At 72.3% G+C, this 23,612-nt stretch carries 28 protein-coding genes; 12 read left to right on the top strand and 16 right to left on the bottom strand.

What is annotated here, in order from left to right:
* Positions 1-11 precede the first annotated feature (11 nt).
* Positions 12-752: an HAD family hydrolase gene (locus ACWC24_RS21670; RefSeq protein WP_450664467.1), complete on the top strand. Its 741-nt coding sequence runs from the start codon at positions 12-14 to the stop codon at positions 750-752.
* Positions 749-3,091 carry a glycoside hydrolase family 65 protein gene (locus ACWC24_RS21665; RefSeq protein WP_450664466.1) on the top strand — a complete coding sequence of 781 codons (2,343 nt, stop codon included), beginning with the start codon at positions 749-751 and terminating at the stop codon, positions 3,089-3,091. Before ACWC24_RS21670 ends, ACWC24_RS21665 begins: the two co-directional genes overlap by 4 nt.
* A gap of 21 nt (positions 3,092-3,112) precedes the next feature.
* Here ACWC24_RS21665 and ACWC24_RS21660 read toward each other — a convergent pair whose 3' ends face one another.
* From ACWC24_RS21660 to ACWC24_RS21630, 7 genes are all read right to left on the bottom strand, one after another.
* A complete protein-coding gene (locus ACWC24_RS21660; RefSeq protein ID WP_450664465.1) occupies positions 3,113-4,078 on the bottom strand; it encodes a hypothetical protein in 966 nt (321 codons plus the stop codon).
* 10 nt (positions 4,079-4,088) lie between these two features.
* On the bottom strand, positions 4,089-5,561 hold the full coding sequence (locus ACWC24_RS21655) for an APC family permease (RefSeq protein WP_450664464.1): 1,473 nt from the start codon (positions 5,559-5,561) through the stop codon (positions 4,089-4,091).
* Positions 5,562-5,800: 239 nt separating this feature from the next.
* Entirely contained in the window at positions 5,801-7,204 is a 1,404-nt protein-coding gene (gene sthA / locus ACWC24_RS21650; protein ID WP_450664463.1) for a Si-specific NAD(P)(+) transhydrogenase, read from the bottom strand.
* Between the two features lie 70 nt (positions 7,205-7,274).
* Positions 7,275-7,481 (bottom strand): hypothetical protein, encoded by a 207-nt coding sequence (locus tag ACWC24_RS21645; protein ID WP_450664462.1) that lies wholly within the window; start codon positions 7,479-7,481, stop codon positions 7,275-7,277.
* A 195-nt stretch (positions 7,482-7,676) separates the two neighbouring features.
* Positions 7,677-8,795, bottom strand: coding sequence for a PP2C family protein-serine/threonine phosphatase (locus ACWC24_RS21640; protein ID WP_450664461.1), 1,119 nt, complete (start codon positions 8,793-8,795; stop codon positions 7,677-7,679).
* 204 nt (positions 8,796-8,999) lie between these two features.
* The gene (locus ACWC24_RS21635; RefSeq protein WP_450664460.1) at positions 9,000-9,887 is read right to left on the bottom strand and encodes a Gfo/Idh/MocA family protein; all 888 of its coding nucleotides are present in this window, start codon (positions 9,885-9,887) and stop codon (positions 9,000-9,002) included.
* A gap of 133 nt (positions 9,888-10,020) precedes the next feature.
* A complete protein-coding gene (locus ACWC24_RS21630; RefSeq protein ID WP_450664459.1) occupies positions 10,021-10,245 on the bottom strand; it encodes a hypothetical protein in 225 nt (74 codons plus the stop codon).
* 259 nt (positions 10,246-10,504) lie between these two features.
* On the opposite strand from ACWC24_RS21630, the gene ACWC24_RS21625 reads away from it, so the two are divergent.
* A complete protein-coding gene (locus tag ACWC24_RS21625) occupies positions 10,505-11,317 on the top strand; it encodes an SAM-dependent methyltransferase (protein ID WP_450664458.1) in 813 nt (270 codons plus the stop codon).
* Positions 11,318-11,402: 85 nt separating this feature from the next.
* Here the strand turns inward: ACWC24_RS21625 and ACWC24_RS21620 are convergent, their stop codons facing one another.
* Positions 11,403-12,323, bottom strand: a complete 921-nt coding sequence (locus ACWC24_RS21620) for a helix-turn-helix domain-containing protein (RefSeq protein ID WP_450664457.1) — start codon at positions 12,321-12,323, stop codon at positions 11,403-11,405.
* Between the two features lie 126 nt (positions 12,324-12,449).
* Positions 12,450-12,680, bottom strand: coding sequence for a DUF397 domain-containing protein (locus ACWC24_RS21615; RefSeq protein ID WP_450664456.1), 231 nt, complete (start codon positions 12,678-12,680; stop codon positions 12,450-12,452).
* Between the two features lie 534 nt (positions 12,681-13,214).
* Between ACWC24_RS21615 and ACWC24_RS21610 the strand changes: the two genes are divergently transcribed.
* Positions 13,215-13,760 carry a hypothetical protein gene (locus ACWC24_RS21610; RefSeq protein ID WP_450664455.1) on the top strand — a complete coding sequence of 182 codons (546 nt, stop codon included), beginning with the start codon at positions 13,215-13,217 and terminating at the stop codon, positions 13,758-13,760.
* A gap of 75 nt (positions 13,761-13,835) precedes the next feature.
* Here the strand turns inward: ACWC24_RS21610 and ACWC24_RS21605 are convergent, their stop codons facing one another.
* Positions 13,836-14,195: a hypothetical protein gene (locus ACWC24_RS21605; RefSeq protein WP_450664454.1), complete on the bottom strand. Its 360-nt coding sequence runs from the start codon at positions 14,193-14,195 to the stop codon at positions 13,836-13,838.
* 140 nt (positions 14,196-14,335) lie between these two features.
* Here ACWC24_RS21605 and ACWC24_RS21600 point away from each other — a divergent pair, with 140 nt between their 5' ends.
* Together ACWC24_RS21600 and ACWC24_RS21595 are read left to right on the top strand one after the other, a co-directional pair.
* Positions 14,336-14,620 carry a DUF5133 domain-containing protein gene (locus ACWC24_RS21600; protein WP_450664453.1) on the top strand — a complete coding sequence of 95 codons (285 nt, stop codon included), beginning with the start codon at positions 14,336-14,338 and terminating at the stop codon, positions 14,618-14,620.
* Positions 14,621-14,684: 64 nt separating this feature from the next.
* A complete protein-coding gene (locus ACWC24_RS21595; protein WP_450664452.1) occupies positions 14,685-14,900 on the top strand; it encodes a hypothetical protein in 216 nt (71 codons plus the stop codon).
* A 110-nt stretch (positions 14,901-15,010) separates the two neighbouring features.
* Here the strand turns inward: ACWC24_RS21595 and tgmB are convergent, their stop codons facing one another.
* The 4 genes from tgmB to ACWC24_RS21575 all read right to left on the bottom strand — a co-directional run bounded on the left by tgmB (position 15,011) and on the right by ACWC24_RS21575 (position 17,775).
* A complete protein-coding gene (gene tgmB / locus ACWC24_RS21590; protein ID WP_450664451.1) occupies positions 15,011-15,997 on the bottom strand; it encodes an ATP-grasp ribosomal peptide maturase in 987 nt (328 codons plus the stop codon).
* A gap of 16 nt (positions 15,998-16,013) precedes the next feature.
* A complete protein-coding gene (gene tgmA / locus ACWC24_RS21585) occupies positions 16,014-16,205 on the bottom strand; it encodes a putative ATP-grasp-modified RiPP (protein WP_152887452.1) in 192 nt (63 codons plus the stop codon).
* A gap of 157 nt (positions 16,206-16,362) precedes the next feature.
* Positions 16,363-16,644 carry a DUF1232 domain-containing protein gene (locus tag ACWC24_RS21580; protein ID WP_162468528.1) on the bottom strand — a complete coding sequence of 94 codons (282 nt, stop codon included), beginning with the start codon at positions 16,642-16,644 and terminating at the stop codon, positions 16,363-16,365.
* A gap of 384 nt (positions 16,645-17,028) precedes the next feature.
* Positions 17,029-17,775 (bottom strand): carboxymuconolactone decarboxylase family protein, encoded by a 747-nt coding sequence (locus tag ACWC24_RS21575; protein WP_450664450.1) that lies wholly within the window; start codon positions 17,773-17,775, stop codon positions 17,029-17,031.
* Between the two features lie 73 nt (positions 17,776-17,848).
* On the opposite strand from ACWC24_RS21575, the gene ACWC24_RS21570 reads away from it, so the two are divergent.
* Positions 17,849-18,499: a TetR/AcrR family transcriptional regulator gene (locus ACWC24_RS21570; RefSeq protein ID WP_450664449.1), complete on the top strand. Its 651-nt coding sequence runs from the start codon at positions 17,849-17,851 to the stop codon at positions 18,497-18,499.
* Between the two features lie 58 nt (positions 18,500-18,557).
* Here the strand turns inward: ACWC24_RS21570 and ACWC24_RS21565 are convergent, their stop codons facing one another.
* Positions 18,558-19,742 (bottom strand): hypothetical protein, encoded by a 1,185-nt coding sequence (locus ACWC24_RS21565; RefSeq protein ID WP_450664448.1) that lies wholly within the window; start codon positions 19,740-19,742, stop codon positions 18,558-18,560.
* Positions 19,743-20,115: 373 nt separating this feature from the next.
* Between ACWC24_RS21565 and ACWC24_RS21560 the strand changes: the two genes are divergently transcribed.
* The 4 genes from ACWC24_RS21560 to ACWC24_RS21545 are packed head-to-tail and all read left to right on the top strand — an operon-like array spanning position 20,116 to position 22,306.
* Positions 20,116-20,544 carry a hypothetical protein gene (locus ACWC24_RS21560; RefSeq protein ID WP_450664447.1) on the top strand — a complete coding sequence of 143 codons (429 nt, stop codon included), beginning with the start codon at positions 20,116-20,118 and terminating at the stop codon, positions 20,542-20,544.
* Entirely contained in the window at positions 20,541-21,317 is a 777-nt protein-coding gene (locus ACWC24_RS21555) for a hypothetical protein (RefSeq protein ID WP_450664446.1), read from the top strand. The genes ACWC24_RS21560 and ACWC24_RS21555 overlap by 4 nt, the downstream gene beginning before the upstream one ends.
* 38 nt (positions 21,318-21,355) lie before the next feature.
* Positions 21,356-21,874 carry a roadblock/LC7 domain-containing protein gene (locus ACWC24_RS21550; RefSeq protein ID WP_450664445.1) on the top strand — a complete coding sequence of 173 codons (519 nt, stop codon included), beginning with the start codon at positions 21,356-21,358 and terminating at the stop codon, positions 21,872-21,874.
* 57 nt (positions 21,875-21,931) lie between these two features.
* The gene (locus ACWC24_RS21545) at positions 21,932-22,306 is read left to right on the top strand and encodes a hypothetical protein (protein WP_450664444.1); all 375 of its coding nucleotides are present in this window, start codon (positions 21,932-21,934) and stop codon (positions 22,304-22,306) included.
* Positions 22,307-22,321: 15 nt separating this feature from the next.
* On the opposite strand, the gene ACWC24_RS21540 is transcribed toward ACWC24_RS21545, so the two are convergent.
* Positions 22,322-22,744 carry a hypothetical protein gene (locus ACWC24_RS21540; protein ID WP_450664443.1) on the bottom strand — a complete coding sequence of 141 codons (423 nt, stop codon included), beginning with the start codon at positions 22,742-22,744 and terminating at the stop codon, positions 22,322-22,324.
* A gap of 337 nt (positions 22,745-23,081) precedes the next feature.
* On the opposite strand from ACWC24_RS21540, the gene ACWC24_RS21535 reads away from it, so the two are divergent.
* A complete protein-coding gene (locus ACWC24_RS21535) occupies positions 23,082-23,612 on the top strand; it encodes a helix-turn-helix transcriptional regulator (RefSeq protein ID WP_450664442.1) in 531 nt (176 codons plus the stop codon).

Here is a 23,612-nt window from a genome sequence, read left to right as displayed (position 1 = left end):
ACGGTGAAGGTATGACGGAGCTCGGTCTGCCCGAAAACATTCTGGCCTGCCTCTTCGACCTCGACGGGGTCGTCACCAGGACCGCCGTGGTGCACGCGGCCGCCTGGAAGGAGACGTTCGACGCGTTCCTGCGCGAGCGCGAGGGCGAGCGCTTCCGGCCGTTCGACGCCGCGGCCGACTACGCCGCGTACGTCGACGGCCGTCCGCGCGCCGACGGCGTACGCACCTTCCTGGCCTCCCGCGACATCGAACTGCCGGACGGAACGGCGGACGACCCGCCGGACGCCGGCACCGTCCACGGCCTCGGCAACCGCAAGAACGAACTGGTCCTGGAGAAGATCCGGACCCAGGGCGTGGAGGCCTACGAGGGCACCCTGCGCTACATCGACGCCGTCCGCGCGCGCGGACTGCGCACCGCGATCGTCTCCTCCAGCGCCAACACCCTCGACGTCCTGCGCTCGATCGGTGCCGAGCACCTCTTCGACGTACGCGTGGACGGGGTGGTGGCCGCCGAGCGGAAGCTGCCGGGCAAGCCCCACCCCGACACCTTCCTCGCCGCCGCCCACGACCTCGGTGTGCCGCCCGCCCGCGCCGCCGTCTTCGAGGACGCGCTGGCCGGGGCGGACGCGGGCCGCGCCGGGCACTTCGGATACGTCGTCGGCGTCGACCGGACCGGGCAGGCCGACGCCCTGCGCGCACACGGCGCGGACGTCGTGGTGAAGGACCTCGCGGAGCTGGGAGGCCGGGCGTGATCACCCACCGCTCGTACACCGTGGAGCCGTGGACCGTGCGCGAGACGGCCCTCGACCTCGACGTGCTCGCCCAGAGCGAGTCGGTGTTCGCGCTGTCCAACGGCCATGTCGGCTGGCGCGGCAACCTCGACGAGGGCGAACCGCACGGCCTGCCCGGCTCCTACCTCAACGGCGTGCACGAACTGCACCCGCTGCCCTACGCCGAGGCCGGCTACGGCTACCCCGAATCCGGCCAGACCGTCATCAACGTCACCAACGGCAAGGTGCTGCGGCTGCTCGTCGACGACGAGCCCTTCGACCTGCGCTACGGACGGCTCGTCTCCCATGAGCGCACCCTCGACCTGCGCGCGGGAGTGCTGGAGCGGGTCTGCGAGTGGACCTCGCCGGCCGGGACGACCGTACGGGTGCGTTCGACTCGGCTGGTCTCGCTCACCCAGCGGGCGATCGCCGCCGTGGCGTACGAGGTGGAGGCCGTCGGCGGGCCGGCCCGGGTGGTGATCCAGTCGGAGCTGGTCGCCAACGAGAGCCTGCCCGAACCGGACGGCGACCCGCGCGCGGCCAGGGCGCTGCGCTCGCCGCTGGAACCGGAGGAGGACTTCGCCGTCGGGCGGAGGCTGCGCCTGGTGCACCGCACCCGGCGCAGCGGTCTGCGGGTGGCCGTCGCCGCCGACCACACCGTGACCGGCCCCGAGCGGACCACCACGAGCGCCGAGAGCAACGTCGACGTCGCCCGGCTCACCGTCACCGCCGTGCTGGAGCCGGGGGAGCGGCTGAGAGTGGAGAAGCCGGTCGCCCACGGCTGGTCCGGCGCCCGCTCCCGGCCCGCGATGAGCGACCAGGTCGAGGCCGCCCTGGCGGCGGCCGCGCACAGCGGCTGGCAGGGCCTCCTCGACGACCAGCGGGCCTACCTCGACGACTTCTGGGCGCGCGCGGACGTCGAGGTCGACGGCGACGAGGAGATCCAGCAGGCGGTCCGCTTCGCCCTCTTCCACGTCCTCCAGGCCGGAGCCCGCGCCGAACGGCGAGCGATACCCGCCAAGGGTCTCACCGGCTCCGGCTACGACGGCCACGCCTTCTGGGACACCGAGACCTTCGTCCTGCCCCTGCTCACCCACACCGCGCCCCAGGCCGTCGCGGAGGCGCTGCGCTGGCGGCAGAGCACCCTGCCCGCCGCCCGTGCCCGCGCCGCCCAACTCGGCCTGCGCGGCGCCGCGTTCCCGTGGCGGACCATCGAGGGCTCGGAAGGGTCCGCGTACTGGCCGGCGGGCACCGCCGCCTTCCACGTCAACGCCGACATCGCGGACGCGGCGGTGCGCTACGTCCAGGCCACGGGCGACACCGGCTTCGAACTCGAGACCGGACTCGAACTGCTGGTGGAGACCGCCCGGTTGTGGCGTTCGCTGGGCCACCACGACCCGCGCGGAGCCTTCCACATCGACGGCGTGACCGGGCCCGACGAGTACAGCGCCGTCGCGGACGACAACACGTACACCAACCTCATGGCCCGTACGAACCTGCTGGCCGCCGCCGACACCGCCGAACGTCATCCCCGCCGGGCCGCCCGGCTCGGCGTCGACGCGGAGGAGAGCGCGGCCTGGCGGGACGCGGCCCGGGCGATGCACATCCCCTACAACGACGAACTCGGCGTGCACGAGCAGCACGAGGGCTTCACCCGCTACCAGCGCTGGGACTTCGCGGGCACCCGGCCCGACCAGTACCCGCTGCTGCTGCACTTCCCCTACTTCGACCTCTACCGCAAGCAGGTCGTCAAACAGGCGGACCTGGTCCTCGCCATGTACGTCTGCGGAGACCACTTCGACGACGAGCAGGTCGCCCGCAACTTCGCCTACTACGAACCGCTGACCGTACGGGACTCCTCGCTCTCGGCGTGCTGCCAGGCCGTGGTCGCCGCCCAGGCCGGCCATCTCGACCTCGCCCACGCCTACGCGGCCGAGGCGGCGCTGATGGACCTGGCGGACCTGGAGCACAACACCCGCGACGGACTGCACATCGCCTCGCTGGCCGGCACCTGGACGGCGCTGGTGGCGGGCTTCGGCGGGCTGCGCCGCGACGACGGCACCCTCCGGTTCGCGCCCCGGCTGCCCGAGCGGCTGGGCCGGCTGGCCTTCAGCCTCCAGCACCGCGGCCGTCGCCTGCGCGTGGAGATCGGGCAGGAGACGGCCACGTACACCCTGCTGTCCGGGCCGCCGCTGACCCTGCGCCACCACGGCGAGTCCCTGGTCCTGAACGGCGACGACCCCCAGGTCCGGCCGGTCCCTCCGCCGCCGTTCCGCCCGGCCCCCGAACAGCCCGCCCACCGCGTCCCTAAGGCCCGCTGAGCCGCGGGGCGCGGCCGGACGTCACACCGGTAATTCCAACTCCTTGTGCCATTTCGCGAGTTGCTGCTGCGGATCGCCGGTGTACGACCACGGCGTACGCGTCGCCCGGCGGCCGAGCATCCGCAGCAACGGACCCGCGATGTCCTCGGCACCCGCCAGACAGGCCGCGTGCGCGAGGTGGTTGAGGTCACGCAGCTCACTCGGTTCGACCGGGGCGTCCAGGTCGGCGCGGTCCGCGAGCCAGCGCTGCCAGGTGCGCCGTACGTCGCTCACCGCGCCGGCGTCGTCCCAGTGCCGGCCCAGCCGCAGCACGGCCTGGTCGCCCCGCGCCGTGTCCAGGGCGTAGCGGTACTCCTCCACCCGGGCGTACTGCACCAGGACCGGCAGCGCGCAGCCGGGCGGCGCCGCGCCCGCCGTGTCGCGCGCGAAGTCGTACATGACACCGTGGGTGCCGTGCCAGCGCGCGGAGTAGTAGTGCAGCACCTGGAGGTGGCCCTCCACGCTGTACGGGTCGCGCCGGTGCAACTCGTCCCACCAGCGCGCCAGTTCCTGCCGCCGTACCCCCGACGGGTACAGCCGGGCCACGGAGATCAGGGAGATCCACGGCGTCGGGTCCTGGGGCAGGGCCTCGGCCGCCCGCAGGCACGCCAGTACCGCGGTGTCGACCCGGTGCTGCTCGATGGGCACACCCCGGCCGGCGGCGATGGCCAGGGTGAAGGCCCGCACCGCCTCCGTGGCCGCCCGCAGCACCAGCGCGTCCGCGCTGTGCGGTTCGGCGGCCAGCCAGGTCTCGACCGCCGAACTGTCCATGCAGGCCTGCGCGAGCAGCCGGACCCGGTGTCCCCGGGCGGCCCAGTCGGGGCCGGTGGCCCGCAGCAGTTCCCGCAGCCCCTGCCAGCGGCCGATGACGATGTCGTGCCGGGCGGAGGTGACGGCCGTGTCCCCGCAGTCGGGGTCGAAGTCGGGAGCGAAACGGTCTCGCGCCATCGGATTCCCCTCAGAAGTCCGTGGGGAGACCCTCATGGGCCGCCGAGGCCGTGGCCGCGCGGTCGGCCGGGACGTACTCCGTCGCGACCGTGCGGCTGGCGTCCAGCCGGGCGGGCCGGTAGTAGTCGCTGCCCTGCCGCCAGTACCAGAACATCGGGACCAGCCCGACGGCCAGCCCGCCGACGCCGATCGCGACGGCCGCCGCGCTCAGTTCGCCCAGCGACTCGACGAAGGTCCAGAACATGAACAGGGAGCCGAACAGCGGCCACACCCCGCCGAACACGAAGTGGGCGGGCGACTTCAGCAGCGTCCTGCGGTAGGCGACGACCACCGCGAGGCCCGCGAGACCGTAGTACACCGCGATCTGGAGACCGATCGCCGAGATGGCGTCCGCGAGGATGTCGCCCACCGAGCCCAGCGCGTTGGCCGCCACGAACATCGCGAGCGCCACCGCGCCGACCACCGTGATCGCCACCCACGGGGTGTTCCAGGTGCGGTGCACCCGGCCCAGCGCGGCCGGCATCGTACGGTCCCGGCCCATCGCGAACAGCGAGCGGGTGACCTGGATGAGCGTGGTCTCCAGGGTGGCGATGGTGGACAGCATCACCGCCACGACCATCAGTCTGCCGCCCCAGCCCGGCCAGATCTCCTCCCCGAGCGCCCCCAGCACGTTGGCGGCGTTGTCCTCGACCTGCTCGGTGGACAGGATCACGTTTACCACGATCGTGAACACCTCGAACAGCAGGAACACCGTCCCCACCCCGATCAGGCCCGCGAGTCCTGTCGTACGGCGGCTGTTGCGGGTCTCCTCGCTCAGGTTGCTGGTGACGTCCCAGCCCCAGTAGTAGAACGCGGCGACCAGCGCGCCCGACGCGAACCCCGACACCCCGTCGAAGTGACCGAACCCGAACCAGGACCAGTCGAAGGCGCGGGCGTTGCCCGAATGGAAGAGCGCGAGCACCGCGAACAGCACCAGTACGGCCAACTCGACGCCGGACATGAGCAGTTGTGCGCGAACGGTGAGCCGCGCGCCGCCCAGCACCACGCCCAGCATCAGCAGGAACCAGGCGGCGCCGACGAGCGTCGACAGCGCGGTGTCGTCGGCGAGACCCTCGTCGAAGAGCGCGAGCGTCATCGAACCGGCGGGCAGCGACCCGGCCACCATGAAGATGGTCGCCGAGACCACCAGCGCCCAGCCGCTGACGAACCCCAGGAAGGGATGGAGCGTACGTCCCACCCACGAGTAACTGGCGCCCGCGTTCACGTCGATGCGGCTGAGGTAGCTGAACGCCAGCGCTATGCCGAGCATGGGTATCACGCAGTACAGCAGAGCCGCGGGACTGGCCACACCGACCGTGCCGACCAGTACCGCGGTGGTCGCGGCCAGCGAATAGGCCGGAGCACTGCCCGCGACCGCCATCACCACCGTGTCGAACGTACCGAGGGCGTTGGCCTGAAGTCCTCTGCCCCTGCTCTTGCTCATGGCTGTGCTGCTTTCCGTCGTGCACGACGCGAGGGCGGCCGACCCGGCCCCGACGACTTCGGGGGTGGGGTACGGCCGCCGTGCGCCGGAGGGGGACGACCTCGGGTCAGGGACGGCGAAGGAGCAGGTGGCCGCCGTTCAACCGCTGGGTCGGCGAAAGATCACACCGAGTGTGCGAGTGATGATAGCCCCAAGATCCCCGGCTCGATTCCCGGCCGGCTCCCGGTCCGGTCCCCGGATCAGTCCCCGATGCGGTCGAGCTGGCGCAGCTTGTTGGTGGCGTCCAGCGCTGCGACCTTGTAGGACTCGGCGAGCGTCGGATAGTTGAACACCGCGTTGACCAGATAGTCGACCGTTCCGCCGCAGCCCATGACGGACTGCCCGATGTGGATCAGCTCCGTGGCCCCGGTGCCGAAGCAGTGCACCCCGAGCAGCTTGCGGTCCTCCGGGGAGACCAGCAGCTTCAGCATCCCGTGCTGGTCGCCGATGATCTGACCGCGCGCCAGCTCCCGGTAGCGGGCTATGCCCACCTCGAACGGCACGCAGTCCTCGGTCAGCTGGTCCTCGGTCCGGCCCACGAAACTGATCTCGGGGATGGTGTAGATGCCGATCGGCTGGAGGTGGTCCATCTGCCCGACCGGTTCCCCGAAGGCGTGGTACGCCGCCGAACGCCCCTGCTCCATCGAGGTGGCGGCCAGCGCCGGGAAACCGATGACGTCGCCGACCGCGTAGATGTGCGGAACCTCGGTGCGGTAGTGCTCGTCGACCGTGATCCGGCCGCGCGGATCGGCGGTCAACCCGGCCTTGTGCAGGTCGAGTCCGTCGGTCAGGCCCTGCCGGCCCGCCGAGTACAGCACCGCGTCCGCCGGTATCTTCTTGCCGCTCTCCAGCACGGTGAGCGTGCCGCGCGCATGGCGCTCGACGGAGGCGACCGTCTCCCCGAACCTGAACGCGACGGCGAGGTCGCGCAGATGGTACTTCAGCGACTCGATGACCTCGACGTCGCACATGTCGAGCATCCCGGCCCGCTTCTCGACCACGGTGATCTTGCTGCCGAGCGCGGCGAACATGGAGGCGTACTCCATGCCGATCACACCCGCGCCCACGATCACCATGGAGCGCGGAACCCCGTCCAGGGTGAGGACGTTGTCCGAGTCGAGGATCGTCCGCCCGTCGAACTCCACCGTCCCGGGCCGGGCCGGCCGGGTGCCGGTCGCGATGACGATGTGCTCCGCGGTCAGCAACTGGTCCTGGCCGTCGGCCTCGCGCACGGCGACCGTGTGGGCGTCGACGAAACGGCCGACACCCGCGTACAGGGAGATCTGGTTGCGGGAGAGCTGGCTGCGGATGACGTCGACCTCGCGGCCGACGACGTGCCGGGTGCGCGCGGTCAGATCGCCGACGGTGATGTCGTCCTTCAGGCGGTAGCTCTGCCCGTACAGATCGCGCTGGGTGAGTCCGGTCAGGTAGAGCACCGCCTCCCTCAGCGTCTTGGAAGGGATGGTGCCGGTGTGTATGGAGACCCCACCGACCATGTCGGGGCGGTCGACGACGGCGACCCGGCGGCCGAGCTTGGCGGCGGCGATGGCGGCCTTCTGGCCACCGGGTCCTGAACCGAGGACGAGCATGTCGAAGTCTGGCACCCTCGGGAGTCTGTCAGCCCGAAGGTGCCTTTCGAAAGGGTGTACCGGCTACGGGGAGCCGTACCGCGTCCTACGGGAGCAGCTTCTCCATGGCGGCGGGGCCCTCCCGGTCCAGCTTGCGCCGGGCCCATTCCAGATTGCTCGGGGTCACGTCCCGGCCGGTGGCGAGCACCAGGTCCTCCGGTGCCACCTCCGTGCCGGTGCGGGTGTGGAGCAGGTTGTCCGGGGTGACGGACTCCCGGACCTGCCGGGACGCGTCGGTCTGTGACGTCTCCATGATCACTGCTCCTCGGGTCCGTGGGGGACTGCTTCGGCCCGGTGCCTGCGCCGGGGCCCACTATCACCATTCATCGCGCGGGCCCGGCGCGCATCCGGAAGACGCGGGTGCCCCGGAACGGGCCGGACTCACCCGGATGTCCGAACCGGCCCCGACCAGCCCGACGAACCGCCTGAATTCCAGGAAATCCCCAGGTCAGCGCGGTGCGATGAGATCAGGGGCGAGGATGAGGAACGTGACGTCGTCGCGGACCGTCGACGTCCCGCAGAACCGCAGGACATCGGCCCACACCCGCTCGGCCAGGGCTTCGGGGCCGTCACCGTGCTCCGCGGCGAGCGCCGCGAGCCGCTCGGGCAGCGGGTAGAAGGCCCCGTCGGCGTTCCTGGCCTCCCAGACTCCGTCGGAGGCCAGCACGAGGCGGTCGCCCGGCCGCAGCCGCAGCGTGCCCTCCGCGTGCGCGGAGGCGTCGGGCAGCCCGAGGCCGAGCGGCGGCCACGGGGCGCTGCCGACCTCGCGGGCCGTTCCGTCGTGCAGCAGCAGGGGCGGCGGATGGCCACAGGTCACGATCCGCACCAGGTCCGCCTCCGGCGAGATGTCCAGCAGCACGGCCGTCGCGAACCGCTCGTCGCGCCGGTTCTGTGCCGCGTCCACCAGCAACCGGCGGTCCAGACGCCCGACGATCGACTCCAGGTCCGGGTGGTCCAGCGCCGCCTCCCGGAACGCCCCCAGCAGCAGGGCCACCGTCGCCACCGCCGCCAGCCCGTGCCCCTGCACGTCGCCGAGGACGGCCCGTACCCCGTGCGGACCCTCGCGTACGTCGAAGAAGTCCCCGCCGACGAGCGTGCCGTGCTGCGCCGCGCGGTAGAAGGACGCGCAGTGCACCGGGCCGACCCGCTCGGGCACCTCCGGCACGACCGCGTGCTGCGCCGCCTCGGCCACCGTGCGCTCCAGATCGAGCTGGGCGTCCCGGCGGCTGCGCACGTACGACACGAAGATGCTCAGCAGGGCCACGAAGCAGACGGTCAGCAGGTCGGTGTTGCCCGGACGGTTCAGCTGGAACACCGGGACCATCAGCACCACGACCGCGAGGAGACCGAGCAGGGCCGTCGCGAGCGGCCCGTACGACAGGACCGCCAGGGGCGGGATGGCGCCCAGGAGGAAGCCGATGTCGAGCGGATTCGGGCTCAGCAGCGTGATCACCGCGACGACGCAGATCAGGACGGGCGGCAGCGCGCGGATCCAGCGGGGCGGCGGCGCGCCCCGCAGCCAGCCCCGGCGGTCCCGGCGGGGTGACCCGGCACGCACGCTTCCCACACCACCACGCTCCTACGTCGGCCCGCGCGCCGCACGTCCGGAGGTCGGCGTCCGGCGTCCGGACGTGCGGCGCGCGGGCCGGTCGGGGTGCGCGGTCGCCCGGGGTGTGCGGACGGTCGGCGTGTGCGGTAGCTCCCTGGGACGGCCGTTCTCGCGTCGCTCGGCCCGCGTCGGCGGGTTCGCGTCGGCCGGTGCGTGTCGCGATCAGTCCGTGTCGGCGGCCAGCAACGTCCCGGCCGCGGTGAGGATCTCGGTGACCCGGAGGGCGAACACGGCGTCGCAGGGGTGGGGGACACCGGTGCGGGCGGCCTCGCGCAGGGCGTCGACGGCGCGGCCGAAGGCGGGCAGGGCGCCCTCGGAGCGCTCCGGCAGCAGGGTCACCCCGTGCTCGCCCCGGAACTCGACCGTCGCCCCCGCCGCCGCGGCCGGTGCGGTGAGGCTGAGGGTCAGCGTGCTGGAGGCGCCGTCGGCGTGCCGGAGGGCCACGTGGACGGTGTCACCGGGGCCGTGCGCCGCGGCGGTCACCCGGCGGACGTCGCCGAGCACCGGGAGCAGCACGGAAAGAGCGTGCGGACCCACGTCCCACAGCGCACCCTTCTCCCGCCGCCAGGGCGAGGCCGCGTACGGGCTGTCGGAGGTGAACACCGCGCCTAGCCACTGCGCCCGCCCGGTGAACCAGCCGCCCACCCCCGCCTGCTCGCCGATCCAGGCGGCGGAGTCCGCCAGGAAGCGGGTGGTGAAGAAGACCACCGAGGCGACACCGGCCTCGCGCACGGCGTCGACCACGGCGCGTCCCCGCTCGACGTCGGTGGCGACGGGCTTGTCCAGCAGCAGATGGCACCCGGCTCGCGCGGCCCGCGCCGCCAGGCCCGCCTGGACGTCCGGGGGAAGGGCCACGGCCACCGCGTCGACCTCGGCGAACAGCGCGTCCACGTCGTCGTACGGCCGGGTGCCGTGCTGTTCGGCCAGTTCCTTCGCCGCGTCGGCGCGACGGCCCCAGACACCCGCGAAGTCGACCTCGGGATGTGCGGCGAGGGCGGGAGCGTGGACCGACTGCGCCCAGGGTCCGGTGCCGAGCAGTCCGATGCGCATGCCGCCGCCTTCCACCGTGTCGCACGGTCCTCCGACCGGCGCCCTCGTGGTCGGACGGCCCTGGGCGAGCCTCGCACACGACCCGGTCGACGCGCACGCCTGTTGCAGGTGCTCGGCGCTCGGCGCACTGTGTTCAGGCCGCGCGGGCCGCCGGGGCGGTCCCGGAGCCCTCGGGTGCGGGCTGCTCGGGGTTCTCCTGCGCGTCCCGACGGCCGCCGCGCACCAGGCGCAGGTGCCGACGCCCACCGGCGTGCCGGCGTCTCGCGTCGGCGGGACGCAGCATGTGGTCCTCCACCCGGTCCATCACGATCAGCAGGGCGGACAGCAGCGGCAACAGCAGAACGGCGACCACGATCACGACATCCCCTCCCGGCGATCCATCACCTGCGAGTGCTCAGGTCCCGACGCCTGATGCGTGTCCGAAAGGTGAAGAATCCGTGATGGTCCGCGGCGGATCGGTGCGGCCGACGAGAAAAGCCCTGTTGACAGGTTGCGCGAGCAACCTGGTTGTTCCGCGGCGAGTTTGGCGCACAGGCTGGAACGGCCGAAGGCCAAGTCCCTAGGATGTACTGTCAGTCGGGCAGGTGGCGCGGTACAGAGCTGGGGGAGCGACACACATGGAAAAGCAGCTGTCCACGAAGATCGACGCCAATGTGCCGACCGCCGCCCGGATGTACGACCACTACCTCGGCGGCAAGGACAACTACGCGGCGGACCGGGCGGCCTGCGAGGAGCTCGACAAGGTCGTCCCCAGCACCCGTCGGCTCGCCGTGAACAACCGGCGCTTCCTCCAGCGGGTGGTCAGGACCCTGGCGACCGACTTCGGGATCCGCCAGTTCCTGGACCACGGCTCAGGCCTGCCGACCCAGGACAACGTGCACCAGGTCGCCCAGCGCGTCGACCCGCGTACGCACGTCGTCTACGTCGACAACGACCCGATGGTGCTGGTCCACGGCCGGGCGCTGCTGGAGCAGGACGAGCGCACCACCGTCATCCACGCCGACCTGCGGGCCACCGACCAGATCTTCGACCACCCGGACACCCGGCGTCTGATCGACTTCTCGGAGCCGGTGGCGGTGCTGTTCAACTCGGTCTTCCACTGCATCCCGGACAGCGAGACCGACGGTCCGCGGGCTGTCGTCCGCCGGGTGAGCGAGCGACTCGCGCCCGGCAGTTTCCTGGTGATGTGCCAGCTGGTCAGCGAGGACGCCGAGGTCCGCGCGTTCGTCACCGACTTCATGGACAAGGCCACGCAGGGACATTGGGGCCGGGTTCGCCAGGAGAAGGACGTCGCGGCCCTGTTCGACGGCACGGAGATCCTGGAACCGGGCCTGGTGGAGGTGTCCGGCTGGCGCCCGGACAGCGAGGTGGCGCCGCGCCAGCTCACCCAGGAGTGGATCGAGTTCGGCGGCGTCGGCCGCCTTCGCTGACCCGGCACGGAACACGGCCGCGGAACCCGGAGCGGAACGCGTCCGGGGCTCCGCGGCGTTCACGAACGGGGACCGTGAGCGACGCTCACGACCGCTGGTAGCGTCCCGCCATCGTCGAGCGCAGCAACCGCACCGACTCGCGCGGGCTGAGCGCCTCGTCCGCCAGCCGGTCCAGCGCGAGCCGGTACTCCTCCGTCTCGTCCCGGTCCTCCAGGAAGTTCGCGCTTCTTATGTGCTCGAGGTAGACGACGTCGGGCAGGTCGAGCCCGCCGAAACGCAGATAGGTGATCGGTATGGCGGGCGCCGACGCGTTCGTCACGTCCAGGGGCACGACCTGCACGGTCACATGGGGCCGCTGGGCCATCTCGACCAGGTGCGCGAGCTGTTCGCGCATCACCGTGGGACTGCCCAGCACGCGCAGCAGAACCGACTCGTCGACGATCGCCCACAGTTGCGGGGCGTCCTTGCGTGACAGCAGCTCCGCCCGGCGCATCCGCAGTTCGACCCGGCGCTGCACCTCGGCGGCCGTCGCGTTGGGAAGACCCCGCTCCACCACGGCCCGGGTGTAGGCAGGCGTCTGCAACAGGCCCGGTACGTACTGGATCTCGAACGTACGGATGGTGGCGGCGGCCTCCTGCAACCCGACCAGACGGTCGAACCACTCCGGCATCAACCGCTTGTCGTACCGCTGCCACCACCCGGGCTCGCCCGCCCGCTGGAGCAGCTTGAGCAGGACCGAGGTCGCGTACGCGTCCGTGCCGTACAGCTCGAGCAGCGCGCGGACGTCGTGCTCCGTCGGCGGCCTGCGACCCTTGCCCGACTCGATGCGGGAGAGCTTCGCCCCGCTGAACCCCAGGGTGCGCGCCGCCTGGTCCTGGGAGAGGCCCGCGTCCTCCCGGAAGCCCGCGAGCTGCACGCCGACCAGCATCTTGAGCAAAGTCGGGGCAGGCTCGGGTCTGTCCAGATAGGGTTCGAGACGGGAGATGCGATGCGACTCGGCGGACATCCTGACTCCCAGCTGACCGGCAGAAGTGTCAACCACCCTATCGCAGCTTCCGGTCTCCTTCATGTGTGGCCGGAAAGCAGGGGAGTTGGATTCCGCTCGCGCTCGCCGTCCGCTGCCGCGGCGGGCTCACAGCAGATGGTCGAACTCCCCCTCCTTCGCCCCGGCGAGGAACGCCGCCAACTCGGCCGGCGTGTAGACGAGCGCGGGCCCGTCGGGGTCGCGGGAGTTGCGCACCGCGATGCCTCCGCCGGTCAGCGAGGCGACTTCGACACAGTTGCCCTCGGCGTTGCTGTGACGGCTCTTGACCCAGGTGGCGTCCAGTGAACTGGCCCGCACACCGTTGTGTACTCCTGGCACCGACGTCTCCTTGCTGTTCGTTCCTCGCCGCTGTTCACGTCTCTCGCCGAACCCCGCGTGCGACCGCTGACTTTCGCGCAATTTCTCGTGCAATTGCACGCGGAGGCCTTCAGCGTGGATAATAGCTGTGGCGTCAACCCCCGTGTGGACGCCGCAACCTGACCTCACATCAGGGGGATGTCGTGTCGTCACCTGCATTCGGAGCGGTCCGGCCGGCGGGCGAGGCCGCGCTGTCGGCAGGTGGGACCGGTATCAGTGGGGCGCCGGTGCGAACCGTCCACTCCGCACATCCCGGGGAGCGGCCGCCGCCGGGAGCCGGCTCGTCCAGCGGCTCCCGTGCCGGCCGCGGCCACGGAGGGCCCGTACCCGCCCACCGTGCCGCCGGGACACCGGCCGGGCGCGGACCGTTCCCTGTCCGAGGACCTGCGCGACCACGGGAGCCGGACCGTCCGGTCCCCGCGAGCACCACCGCCCGTGCCGAGCCGTCGCCCCGCCCCCGCCGCTGACACGACCGTCGTCGAAAGGCTCACCGCCATGCGCCCCGTTCCGACCGCACAGCCGAGCACGCAGCGCACCGACAGCGACACACCCGCGCGGGGCGTGGCCAGGACCGCACCCCTGATGACCCTGGGGCAGGTGCCCTGGCACGAGATCAAGGACTCCTCCGGTTCCGCCACCGCCATCCCGCTGCTGCTCAACAGCGTCGCCTGGGGTGACGCAGAGACGGCCAGAAGCGCGCTCGAGGACCTGAGGAAACGCATCTGCCAGTTCGGCTTCGTCGTCGAGCAGGCCACCGCCGCCACCGTCCCGTTCCTCTGGGAACTCGCCCGGCTCCCGCAGGTCACCTGCCGGGCGCAGATCATCGAGTTGCTCGGCAACATCGCCGACGCCCGCCAGTGGGAGGCCACGGCCGCCGTCTATCCCAAACTGCTCAACCACCACGAGAACCACGTCGTCTGGGAGCGCAAGGCGCGGCAGGCCGTCCGCGCGCGCCGTGCCGAGCTGTGCCACCTGATGGCCGAGGACGACGCCGAGATCGCCCGCGCCACCACGGAGCTCGCCCGCGCGCTGGGGGAGTGAGCCACCCGTACCGTCTCGTCGTCGCACCACTGCGTCCGGGCGCGGCGAACGCCCGAGCGCCCGCCGTGGTGCCGGTCAGGCCGCGCTGCTCCGGTGGGTGCGGTGCCGGCACGCCGAGTCGTGGTCGGCGCCCAGGCTGGTCCACCAGCGCTCGCAGCACGCGGCGTCGAGCTGGGAGCGGACCGCCTGGTCCAGGGCGGTGCGGCCGGCGTGCGCGGCAGAGGTCGCGTGCAGCCGCCGCAGCCGGGCCGCGTCCCTGCGGTGGTCGCACAGGACGCTCTCGCGCAGGACGGCGATCACCGGCACGAGACTCGCGGCCACGAACAGACACCCGGCCCACGCGGGCCCGAAGCGGAACTCGAGGACGGCGGGCCAGGCCAGTCCGGAGCCGGTGACGAGATAGAGGGCGCAGAGGAAGCGGCTGGAGCGGGACATCGGGGTACACCGTTCGTTCAGAGGGGCGTGCCCCTTGTTCAACTGCATTCGGCGGATTTGGAAGCGGGCGGCTTCGGATGCCGTGCATGCCAGGCGGCGGACGGGGCAGACGGAGCGCACATCCGAGAGAGGGGCGTCGCGTGCTGGTTCCGGACCCGAAGGTCGTCAGAAGGCTGCTCACCCGATACGCGTCGTTGCAGATCGCCCGTGCCGAACGGGACGGCCTGGCCGCCGCGGCCCGGGAGCTGGAGGACGTGAGCTACACCCTGTGCGTCCTGATGGGAACGGAGGGGGTGCGTGAGGCGATCACCAGGGCCGACGCCCTGCTGGCGGCCGCGGCGTACGGAAAGACCGGTGTGTCGAATGCTGTCCGGTTCTCCCCTGTCTCTCCCGGAATTAACACCGAGGTGTGCGAGGGCGCCTAGACTCGGCAATCGTGCCGAGGCGCAGCAGCGCAAGAGGCGTACCAGACGAAAGGCACGTTGCCCGGTGTTCCACGATTCCCCCATCTACGACCGACTCATCGCGGAACGCGGAGACATCCCCGGCCAGGTGCGCCGGGAGGCCGAGCGCGTCAGCCGGGAACTGGAGATAGTGCTGCGCCCGACGCAGGCGCTCGGCTATCCCGAGACCGCGCCGCGCGCATCCTCGCCCGGTGCCGGGTGGCAGCGGACGGCCCTGATGCCCGGGCAGTCGCCGCGCTGACCGACCCTTCGGCAGGCCGGGGGCGCGCCGGGGCGTGCGCGGGTCGGGACGGGGGCCCGGGCGCACGGTACGGGCCGGGGAAGTCGGGGTGTGGGGGTGCGGGCCGGGGCTCACGGCATGGCGGTACCGGTGCAGTTTGCGTGTTCCGGGTGCGCGTCCGCCACCGGCCGGGCCAGCCACTGCGCGATGACGTGGGCGATGGGCTGGCCGGTGTCGACCTCGACGAACCCGAACTGGCCCGACTGGTTGCACTCCAGGAACCACCAGGTGCCGTCGGCGTCCTCGGCGAAGTCGAAGGCGCCGTAGGCCAGTTCCGCCTTGCGGAGGTAGGCCCGCACCCCGTCGGCGACCCGTGGCGGCACCTCGACGGGGCGCCACGGCACGGCGGGTGAGGCGTAGCGCACGTCCACCAGGTCGGGGTCGGCGTCCGGGTCCGCCGCCTTGCGGGCCGCCAGCATCCGCTCGCCGACGACGGTCAACCGGATGTCGGCGCTCTTGGCGACCCGGCGTTGCAGCAGGGTCGGGCCGTACGCCACCGCCGTGAAGTCGGCGTCCGGAGCCACCCGGCTGGTCGGCACCGCCCGCGGCGGATCCTGCGGATGCGCGCCCGAGACGGGCTTCACGACCAGATCCGGATAGCGTTCCGCGAACTCACGGGCGGCCTGCGGGAAGGTCGTGATCAGCGTGGCCGGGACGGGCAGCCCGCTGCGCTGGGCGAGATGAAGCTGCCAGGGCTTGTGGCGGGCGCGCACGGCCGCGTCGGGATGGTTCATCCAGCGTGCGCCGCTGCCGCGGAGCATGCCGTAGAGGGCCTGTGAGGACTCCTCGGCCAGCCAGGCGGAGGCGCCCGCGGCGTGGGCGGCCGGGGCGCCGGGCCTGCGGACCCAGACGGAACGCAGGCCCTCGATGCTCACCAGGCGCCCCGCGGAGGACAGATGGCCGCGGAAGGCGCCGTGGACGTACTCGCCGGACAGCGCGACGCCGTTGGTGAGGTCCGCCGGGTCGAGCCGGACCACGGGGACGCCGGTCGCGTTGAGGTGGACGATCACCATGTCCGTGGTGACGTCTTCTTCACAGGTGAGGATCAGTACGGTCATGGTCGGCCGCTCGTGTTCAGTCGTCGAAGTGGGTCTTCGAGCCCGCCGTCGAGGTCGTGGTCCCGAGTTCTCTCAGCAGGGCGTGGTCGCGGGCGGCTATCCGACCGTCGAAGAGCACGTTCAACTGCCGTCCGGAGTCGTAGGCGTACGGAGTCACGAACTCCAACTCCGCCGCTGGGCGTGCGTAGTTGAGCGCGAACGGTTGCATGGTCTCTCCCTCTTCGGTACTGCCTCGATCAAGCGGTGTCGCCCGGCCGTGTCACTCGGCCCGTTGTCTTCGTGCGACCCCCAGGTACTTATACGAATCGAACGGGTGATTGGTTTCCTTACTCTCCGTGACATTTGGCGCGAGGGGCGCCCGTTGGTCAGCCCTCGGCACCGGAGCGGTCGGGAGAACGGTGCAGGGTGCGGAGGGCGAGCAGGAGTACTCCGATGTCGTCGAGATAGACGGGATCGGGCAACAGGTCGGTCGGCAGTACGAAATACAGGACCGCGCCCCAGAAGACCCAGCGCGGCCCGGTGGGGAGCCCGGCGCGGCGCAGGCCCTGCCGGGCCCGGACCAGCCGCACCAACACCCCGACGGCCAGGGCGAACAGAAGCACCGCCGCCACCACGGCGACGGTGATGAACGTGGTGGTCGAATCCACGGACCCTCCCTCGCGCGGTCTGCCGCGCCGCGTCTGGTCTACCCCCGTAACTTTCCCCCGCTGTCGGTAGTCGAATGCCCGTTTTTGTCGGCGGAAAGCACGTTTGCTGAGGCCGCTTCACCCGGCTGCTCCAACCCGGCGGCGCGGGGGCACGGGCACCTGGTCATGAGCTGAGCCGGGTCGGGTGCCGGTCCTCGGCGGGGTGAGGGCGGCCGTGCCCCGACCGAGCGCGCCACGGCGTCGGTTGCGTACTCTCCGTGACGGTCGGGGAGGGTCGGGAAGGCCGCGGCCCGCACCGCGCCGGAGGGGTCCGACGGCCCGGGTCTCCTGCGCGGTGCGGGCCGTGGACGGTCGGCCGCTGCCGAGCCGCAGGTCCGCCTGCTTCTACGCCGGCGGCTGCGCCTGTTGTTCGGCCTGCGCCTGCTTCGCCCGCGGCTGCCCGGTCCGCGGCTCTTCGTGCTCGGCCAGCAGCGCGTCGAGGACGTGCAGGGCGCGCCAGGTGCGGGTCATCCCGAACGGCGCGGTGGCACGGACGACGGCGCGGACCTCGTCGGGCGTCGCTCCCGCGCCCAGCGCGCGGCCGACATGGGCGCGGAAGCTCTCCTGGAGGGTCTGGTAGAGGACGTCCACCGTCATGGTGGCGAACGCCCGTTCGCGGACGCTGATCCGGGACATGCCGGCGCGCATCCGCGACTGCAGGTCCATGTAGTCGGCGAAGTCCGGGTCGAGGGCGTGCACCTCGCCCCGCATCGCCATGGGGAGGGGGCTGCCCGTGCCGTCCGCGTCCACCCGGTGACCCTGGCCCGTCGGTCCGGGCAGGCCGTGCTCGCGCTCGATCTCGGCCAGCCGCTCCAGGGCGGCCAGCGCCGCCGGGTAGCCGCTGTCGTAGGAGATGAAACGCAGCAGCTCGCGCAGATCGTCGGCGTCGACGCCGGCGTCCAGGGCGGCCCGCGCATGCATCTCGAAGGGCATCCCGAGGGTCTGTTCGCAGACGTCGGCGACGAGGCCGAGAAGTGCGGACTCACGCGGCGTCAACTGCGTTGTGCCACGGCTGAGTCGGTACGTCGCCGCAGCCATCTCCGCTAATACCGGGTCCAGTTCCGCGACCGTTTTCCGGGTCGGCAGTGTCATGGTGACTCCTTGAGTGAACACCTGTAGGGCTACGACCGTAGCCTTAAAGGTGTCCCGAATACAATGACCGACCATGGATGCGACGACTCCGGCCCGAACGACCGCCCGCACCGCGCCGCGCGGCCGCAACCCACGGGGCCAGGGCGAGCGGCTGCGCGGCGAGATCGTCGAGGCGGCGCTGCGACTGCTGGACGAACTCGCCGACGACCAGGCGCTGTCGCTGCGGGCGGTCGCCCGCGAGGTGGGCATCGCCGCGACCTCCGTCTACATCCACTTCGCCGACCGCGACGCACTGGTGCTGGCCGCGCTGGAGCACTGTCACGCGGGCCTTCTGCGCGCGGTGGACGCCGCGGAGGCGGGCGTCGACCCGGTGGCCGCCCTGCGCGCCCGGACGGCGGTGCTCGGCGCGTGGTCGCGCGAGCATCCGGGGCTGTACAAGGTGCTGCACGAGAGCACGCTCAACCGGCGGAGGGACATGCCCTTCAAGGAGGAGATGGCCGAGCGCACGACCGCGGCGATCCGCCGCTGCATGGATGCCGGGCTGGCGCCGCGCGGCGACGCGGAGACCGTCTCCCTGGATCTGCGCACGGCCGTCCACGGCGCGGTCTCGCTCCGCGTCAACGAGCCCGAGCTGCCCTGGCCCCCGTTGGAGGAACAGGTGGACCGGTTCCTGGTGAAGCTCGTCGGTGTCCCGTCCGCGCGGAAGGGCGACGCGCAAGCGTGACGCGGTGGGGGGCGTGAACCGGTTCGGCGCCGCGTGACGCGTGCGCCGGGCACTGCCCTCAGCGGTCGGCCGAGGGCTCCGTACCCGTCGTACCGGCTGTCTCGGCGGGGGCGTCCGGGGCGGCGGTGGGGGACGGGGTGTCCGTGGCGGACGGGGCCGTCCAGGGGCGTCCCTTTGGACCGGCCTTGAAGCGTTCCAGCGTGCGCGTCAACTGCTGGAACGGAGAACCGCTCGCGCGGGTGGCCGGGGGCCGCGCCGCGCCGCCCTCGCGGTAGGCGGCCAGCGCCTCGTTCGCCCGCTCGGCGGCCTCCCGGTACAGGTCGCGCGACTGCGTCATGGCCTCCAGCGCCTCGGCGTACATCGCCACGAGCTTGCGCTCACGCGCCAGTTCCTCCTCCAGCGTCAGCAGCCGCCAGTCCTCCCGCAGCTGGGTCAGCGCGGTCTCGGCGCCGACCGGCAGCGGCCTGGGCGACGCGGCGAAACGTGTCACCGCGTCGAGCACCTCGGTCGGCTCCGAGCCGTCCAGGAAGACGCTGCGTACGGAGAACGCCGACGCGTCGTAGCCGGGCGCCGCCGGGGTCCCGGGCAGCACCACGGCGCCGCCGCGCGGCAGTTCCACATCGAACTCGCGCAGCGCCCAGTTCACCGAGCGCAGCTGGTGCGGCGCGGCGCGGTGCTCCACCACCCGGTGGTGCAGACCGGGTCCGAGCAGCGGGGTCAGCGGGCGGCGCCCCCGCTGGTCGGGCGTCATGGCCTCGTGGACGACGAGATGGACGGCCCAGCTGCCGCGCACCGCGGCGCGCAGCACACGCCGCAGCTCCTTGTCGTCCTCGGGGAGCGGGTTGGTGTCGAGGAACCTCAGACGGGTGGTGGCCTCGTGGTCCCAGGCGGTGTCCCGCTCCTGTGGCCAGAACATGGCGGCCGGGGAGGGCCAGCGCTGGTCCCACGGCTGCTCGGCCTCCGCGACCAGCGTCCAGTCCTGCCCGAAGGCCGTGTCCTCGGTGAGCGTCAGCCGCGCCCGCACGGTCACCTGCGCTCCGGCCGACCAGCGGGCCTCGAAGATCCGCTCGTCCGGGGCGCCGTCGGACTGCGGCACTTCCAGCCAGTCCAGGATCACTTCGGTGTCCTTGAGCAAGCGGAGGTTCTTGCGCAGGACGTCGGCCGCTGCCGGGCCGAGATGGCGGCCCCGGACGAGCCAGACCGTCGGGGGATGGGTGGGCTGCGCGGTGGGAGAGGTCGGCATGAGTCCATCTGTGGTGCGGGGGCGACGTGCGAGAGCCAGTATCGTCGTCCCGGGGTGCGTACGGCCAGGCGGGGGTCGCCCGGCGCGTCGCATCCATGCGGTGCGCGATGGTCTGTGTGTACCACCGGCGCACACCCGTGACCGGCGCCCGCTCCGGCGCCCGGCGGTCGCGGCCGGACGGGTCGCCTCCGTGCCCCCGGGCCGCGCGGGCGGGCCCTCGCGGTGCCTCCGGTTCGAGTCGGGCAGCGATCGTCCTCGGCCATAACCGCGCATGTTCCTTTGGAAAATGCCAAAGCCCTCACCCGCGGCCGACACATTCCGTAGTCTCAACATCACGTTCGCGATACATCCGTGCGGGAAGGGGGGTTCCTGCGTGCCCGGAATCGACGAGAGTCTCCTGGACGCCATGCGGGTGCCCGGTGCCCGAGGCGCGGCGGTGGTCGACTGGGTCAGCGGGCTCGCCCTGGGCGTGGTCGGCGAGGCGGCCGGCGGGGACCACGAGGCCGCGGCCGCGGAGACCGCGGAGTTCGCCAGGGCCGCGCTGGAGAGCCGCTCCTTCGCGCCCGGGGACGCCGGCGACGGGGCGGAGGCCGACGACGGGGTCGAGGCCGACCCGGACACGGCACCGCCCGTGCAGGACGTGATCGTCACGACCGTCGACTCCTACCACGTGATCACTTTCGTCTCCACCCCCTTCGACAGCAGCGTCTTCCTCCACCTCTGGCTGAACCGCGCCGACGGCAATCTGGCCCTGGCCCGCATCAGGCTGGCCGAGACGGCGAATCGGCTGGTGCTCGGATGACCCCGTTACCGCCGGCGGACGCCACCGTCCTGGACTCGCTCGAGAGCCTCGCCGCCGACCGCGCGACCGGTGCCCTCAGCGGCGAGCGCGGCACCTTCTACCTGCTGGCCGGACACGTCGCGCACGTGGACTCCCCGTTCGCCCCCGACCTGGGCCTGCTGCTCACCGGCAGCGGTGCCGTCGACCCCGACGGCTGGCAGGAGGCGCTCGACCGGGGCGGCAGACGCAGCAGCGTCGGCCGGCAACTCGTCGACAGCGGGCGGCTCGCCGCCGGAGCGCTGGAGCTGTGCCACCTGGGCGTGCTGTTCGACGCCGCGTACTTCGCCCTCGGCCGTACCAGCCGCGCGCCGCGCTTCCGCCCCGACATCGGCCACTGGCTCGGCGCGGTCCGGCCCGTCCCGGTGGACACCGTCGTACGGGAGTCGCAGCGACGGCGTGACCAGCTCCAGCGCATCTGGCCCGAGCCCGACATCGACAACGCCCCCCTCGTGCGGGTGCCCGGCGTCCGCGCGGCGGCGCTGCCCGCCCGGCGCGGCCGCGCGCTGGCGCAGGTCGACGGAGTGCGCACGGCCGCCGAGATCGCGTCGGTGCTGGCCTGGCGGACGTTCCCCACGCTCGTCGAACTGCGGCGCCTCGCCGCCGACGGCCTCGTCACCACCGTATCCGCCCCGCCCATGCCCCCCGCCCCGGCCCTTCCCTGGCAACCGGCGGCCCAGGACGAGATCGACACCGCCCTGCTGCGGCGGCTTCGAAACGCCCTGGAGGCCCTGTGATCCGCGCGCGACGACAGCGTGCCGAAAGGAGACTGGTCATGGCCGTCGAAGCCGACGTCCTGAGCGAACTACGCCGACTGCGCACCCGTATACCCCTGCTCGCGGGATCCGTGGCGGCCAGCGTCGACGGTCTCGTCCTCGCCCAGGACCTGCCGGACGCCGAGACGGAGGGACTGGCGGCGCTCACCGCGGCAGCCCTCGGTGTCGCCCACCGCATGGTGGACACCGCCCGGCGCGGTGGGTTCTGCGAGCTGCTGGTGCGCGGCACCGACGGCTACGTGGCGACGTACGCGGCGGGGCCGTCCGCCGTGCTCACCCTGCTCGCCGACGACCGCGCCAATGTCGGCCGGCTCCATCTGGAGGGCAGACGCAGCGGCAAGCGGATCGCCGAACTCGTCGCGGCCCAGGCCGATTCCGACGCGGGCGTGCGCCGCCTCCGGCGGGAGCTCCCGGACGATCCGCCGCCCACCGCCGACCCGGGGCGCGCGCTCGGCACCCTTCCGCTGCGGATACCACAGCAGTCCCGGCACTGGCTGCGGCCCGAGGCCGGCAACTAGAACCTCCGAACCATCTCGCCCCTGCTCGACCCCCTTCGAACTGAAAGGACATGACCCATGGCCAACCTGGAAGTCTCCCTCAAGGAATGCCTCAGCTCCATCGACGGCGCGACCGCCGCGGCCCTCGTCGACTACACCAGCGGCATGGCGCTGGGCACGCTCGGCGGGGGCAAGGACTTCGACCTGGAGGTCGCGGCGGCGGGCAACACCGATGTCGTACGGTCCAAGCTGCGCACGATGGAACACCTCGGTCTCCAGGGCGAGATCGAGGACATCCTGATCACCCTGAGCAGCCAGTACCACCTGATCCGGCTGCTGAAGGGGCGCGACGGGTCGGGGCTGTTCCTCTACCTCGTGCTGGAGTCCAACCGCGCCAACCTGGCGATGGCCCGGCACCAGCTGCGCAAGATCGAGAACGAGCTGGAGATCTGAGCGGACCGTCCCGGGTCAACGACGTCCGCGTCGGCCGCGCACCGCGCGGTCGGGCGCGTCGCCGCCGGGCGGCCCGCTGAACCCGCCGGGGACCAGGCGCGTCGCCGCCCGAGACTCCGGAGGCAGGGGCTTTATACCCGGCTCGGCCGGCCTCCCGAGCGGCGCGGCCCGGCCCAGCACCCGGGTGTGGGACATCAGAGGGGCGCACGCGGAGCAGACCTCGCTGAGCGTCCACACCTGGCCCACCGAGGGATCGTGGCGCAGGACGAGGAGCACCACGCCCCCGCAGGACACCCGGGTGTTCTCGTGCAGCACGCAGCGCTGCTGACGGCACGAACAGGCCGCGTCGGGACGCACCGACGCCGCCTTGGCGTGGGCGGCGGCATGGGCTTCGGCGAACCGGCGCAGGGCGGCGATGTCGCGGGAACGGGGAGGCATGCTGCACGCCGAGGAGCAGCTTACGGTGGCGGTACGGTCGCGATGTCCCGTCACCCGGATCGTCCAGGACCTGCCGGGACGACGGGCTGAGGGTGCGTCAGGGTAGGTGAGAGCCAAGGCCGTGTGTCCTTCGCGGGAGGTGTCGGGCGGATAGCCGCTGAAGGAGATCTACCCGCCCTGGCCCCACTCGCAGCATCGGCGCGACCACGGATTGACCCGCGTCGGCGCGGACCGCCGCTCCGGCGCACAACCCGTCGCACGGCGGCCGCGCGCTCCCTCCCCGCACGCGGCCCGCCGTGCGGCGCTCCCGCCCGCTCCGGGACGATACGGTCAGCCCATGTCCGACGCCCGGTTGACCACCTCCTCCTTCCTCGTCCTCGGCATCATCGACAAGCTCGGCGAGGCGAGTGCGTACGACGTGAAGGTGGAGGCGGCCCGTACGGTCGCGCCGTTCTGGTCCGTGCCGCACGCCCAGGTGTACGCGCAGTGCGACCGCCTGCTGGCGGCGGGCCTGCTGGCCCAGGTGCGGCAGGAGAGCGGCCGCAACCGCCGGGTGCTGACGCTGACCGAGTCCGGCCGGAGCGCCCTGCGCGGCTGGCTCGACGACCCGGAGTTCGTGCCGGTGGAGGCCAGGGAACGCGGCATCCTCAAACTGTGGTTCGGCGGCAGCCCCGACGCGCTGGTCCCCGAACAGCTCGACGCCCACGCCCGCACCCTGCGCACCTACGAGGAACTCGCCGCGAGCGTGGGGGACCTGCTGACCCCGGGACAGCGCGAGGCGCTGGAGTTCGGCCTGCGCTACGAGCGGATGATGGCCGACTTCTGGGAGTGGGTGGGCCGCCGCGAGGAACGCATGCGCGACCGTTGA

Source organism: Streptomyces sp. NPDC001443 (genome assembly GCF_053597355.1).
This window is presented reverse-complemented; position numbering and strand designations above follow the sequence as displayed.

Coding starts and splice junctions, on each gene's coding strand:
- ACWC24_RS21670 (WP_450664467.1), top strand. CDS start 12: ATGACGGAGCTCGGTCTGCCCGAAAACATTCTGGCCTGCCTCTTCGAC.
- ACWC24_RS21660 (WP_450664465.1), bottom strand. CDS start 4,078: ATGGCGCGAGACCGTTTCGCTCCCGACTTCGACCCCGACTGCGGGGAC.
- ACWC24_RS21655 (WP_450664464.1), bottom strand. CDS start 5,561: ATGAGCAAGAGCAGGGGCAGAGGACTTCAGGCCAACGCCCTCGGTACG.
- ACWC24_RS21645 (WP_450664462.1), bottom strand. CDS start 7,481: ATGGAGACGTCACAGACCGACGCGTCCCGGCAGGTCCGGGAGTCCGTC.
- ACWC24_RS21635 (WP_450664460.1), bottom strand. CDS start 9,887: ATGCGCATCGGACTGCTCGGCACCGGACCCTGGGCGCAGTCGGTCCAC.
- ACWC24_RS21625 (WP_450664458.1), top strand. CDS start 10,505: ATGGAAAAGCAGCTGTCCACGAAGATCGACGCCAATGTGCCGACCGCC.
- ACWC24_RS21620 (WP_450664457.1), bottom strand. CDS start 12,323: ATGTCCGCCGAGTCGCATCGCATCTCCCGTCTCGAACCCTATCTGGAC.
- ACWC24_RS21610 (WP_450664455.1), top strand. CDS start 13,215: ATGCGCCCCGTTCCGACCGCACAGCCGAGCACGCAGCGCACCGACAGC.
- ACWC24_RS21605 (WP_450664454.1), bottom strand. CDS start 14,195: ATGTCCCGCTCCAGCCGCTTCCTCTGCGCCCTCTATCTCGTCACCGGC.
- tgmB (WP_450664451.1), bottom strand. CDS start 15,997: ATGACCGTACTGATCCTCACCTGTGAAGAAGACGTCACCACGGACATG.
- tgmA (WP_152887452.1), bottom strand. CDS start 16,205: ATGCAACCGTTCGCGCTCAACTACGCACGCCCAGCGGCGGAGTTGGAG.
- ACWC24_RS21575 (WP_450664450.1), bottom strand. CDS start 17,775: ATGACACTGCCGACCCGGAAAACGGTCGCGGAACTGGACCCGGTATTA.
- ACWC24_RS21570 (WP_450664449.1), top strand. CDS start 17,849: ATGGATGCGACGACTCCGGCCCGAACGACCGCCCGCACCGCGCCGCGC.
- ACWC24_RS21565 (WP_450664448.1), bottom strand. CDS start 19,742: ATGCCGACCTCTCCCACCGCGCAGCCCACCCATCCCCCGACGGTCTGG.
- ACWC24_RS21555 (WP_450664446.1), top strand. CDS start 20,541: ATGACCCCGTTACCGCCGGCGGACGCCACCGTCCTGGACTCGCTCGAG.
- ACWC24_RS21550 (WP_450664445.1), top strand. CDS start 21,356: ATGGCCGTCGAAGCCGACGTCCTGAGCGAACTACGCCGACTGCGCACC.
- ACWC24_RS21545 (WP_450664444.1), top strand. CDS start 21,932: ATGGCCAACCTGGAAGTCTCCCTCAAGGAATGCCTCAGCTCCATCGAC.
- ACWC24_RS21540 (WP_450664443.1), bottom strand. CDS start 22,744: ATGCCTCCCCGTTCCCGCGACATCGCCGCCCTGCGCCGGTTCGCCGAA.
- ACWC24_RS21535 (WP_450664442.1), top strand. CDS start 23,082: ATGTCCGACGCCCGGTTGACCACCTCCTCCTTCCTCGTCCTCGGCATC.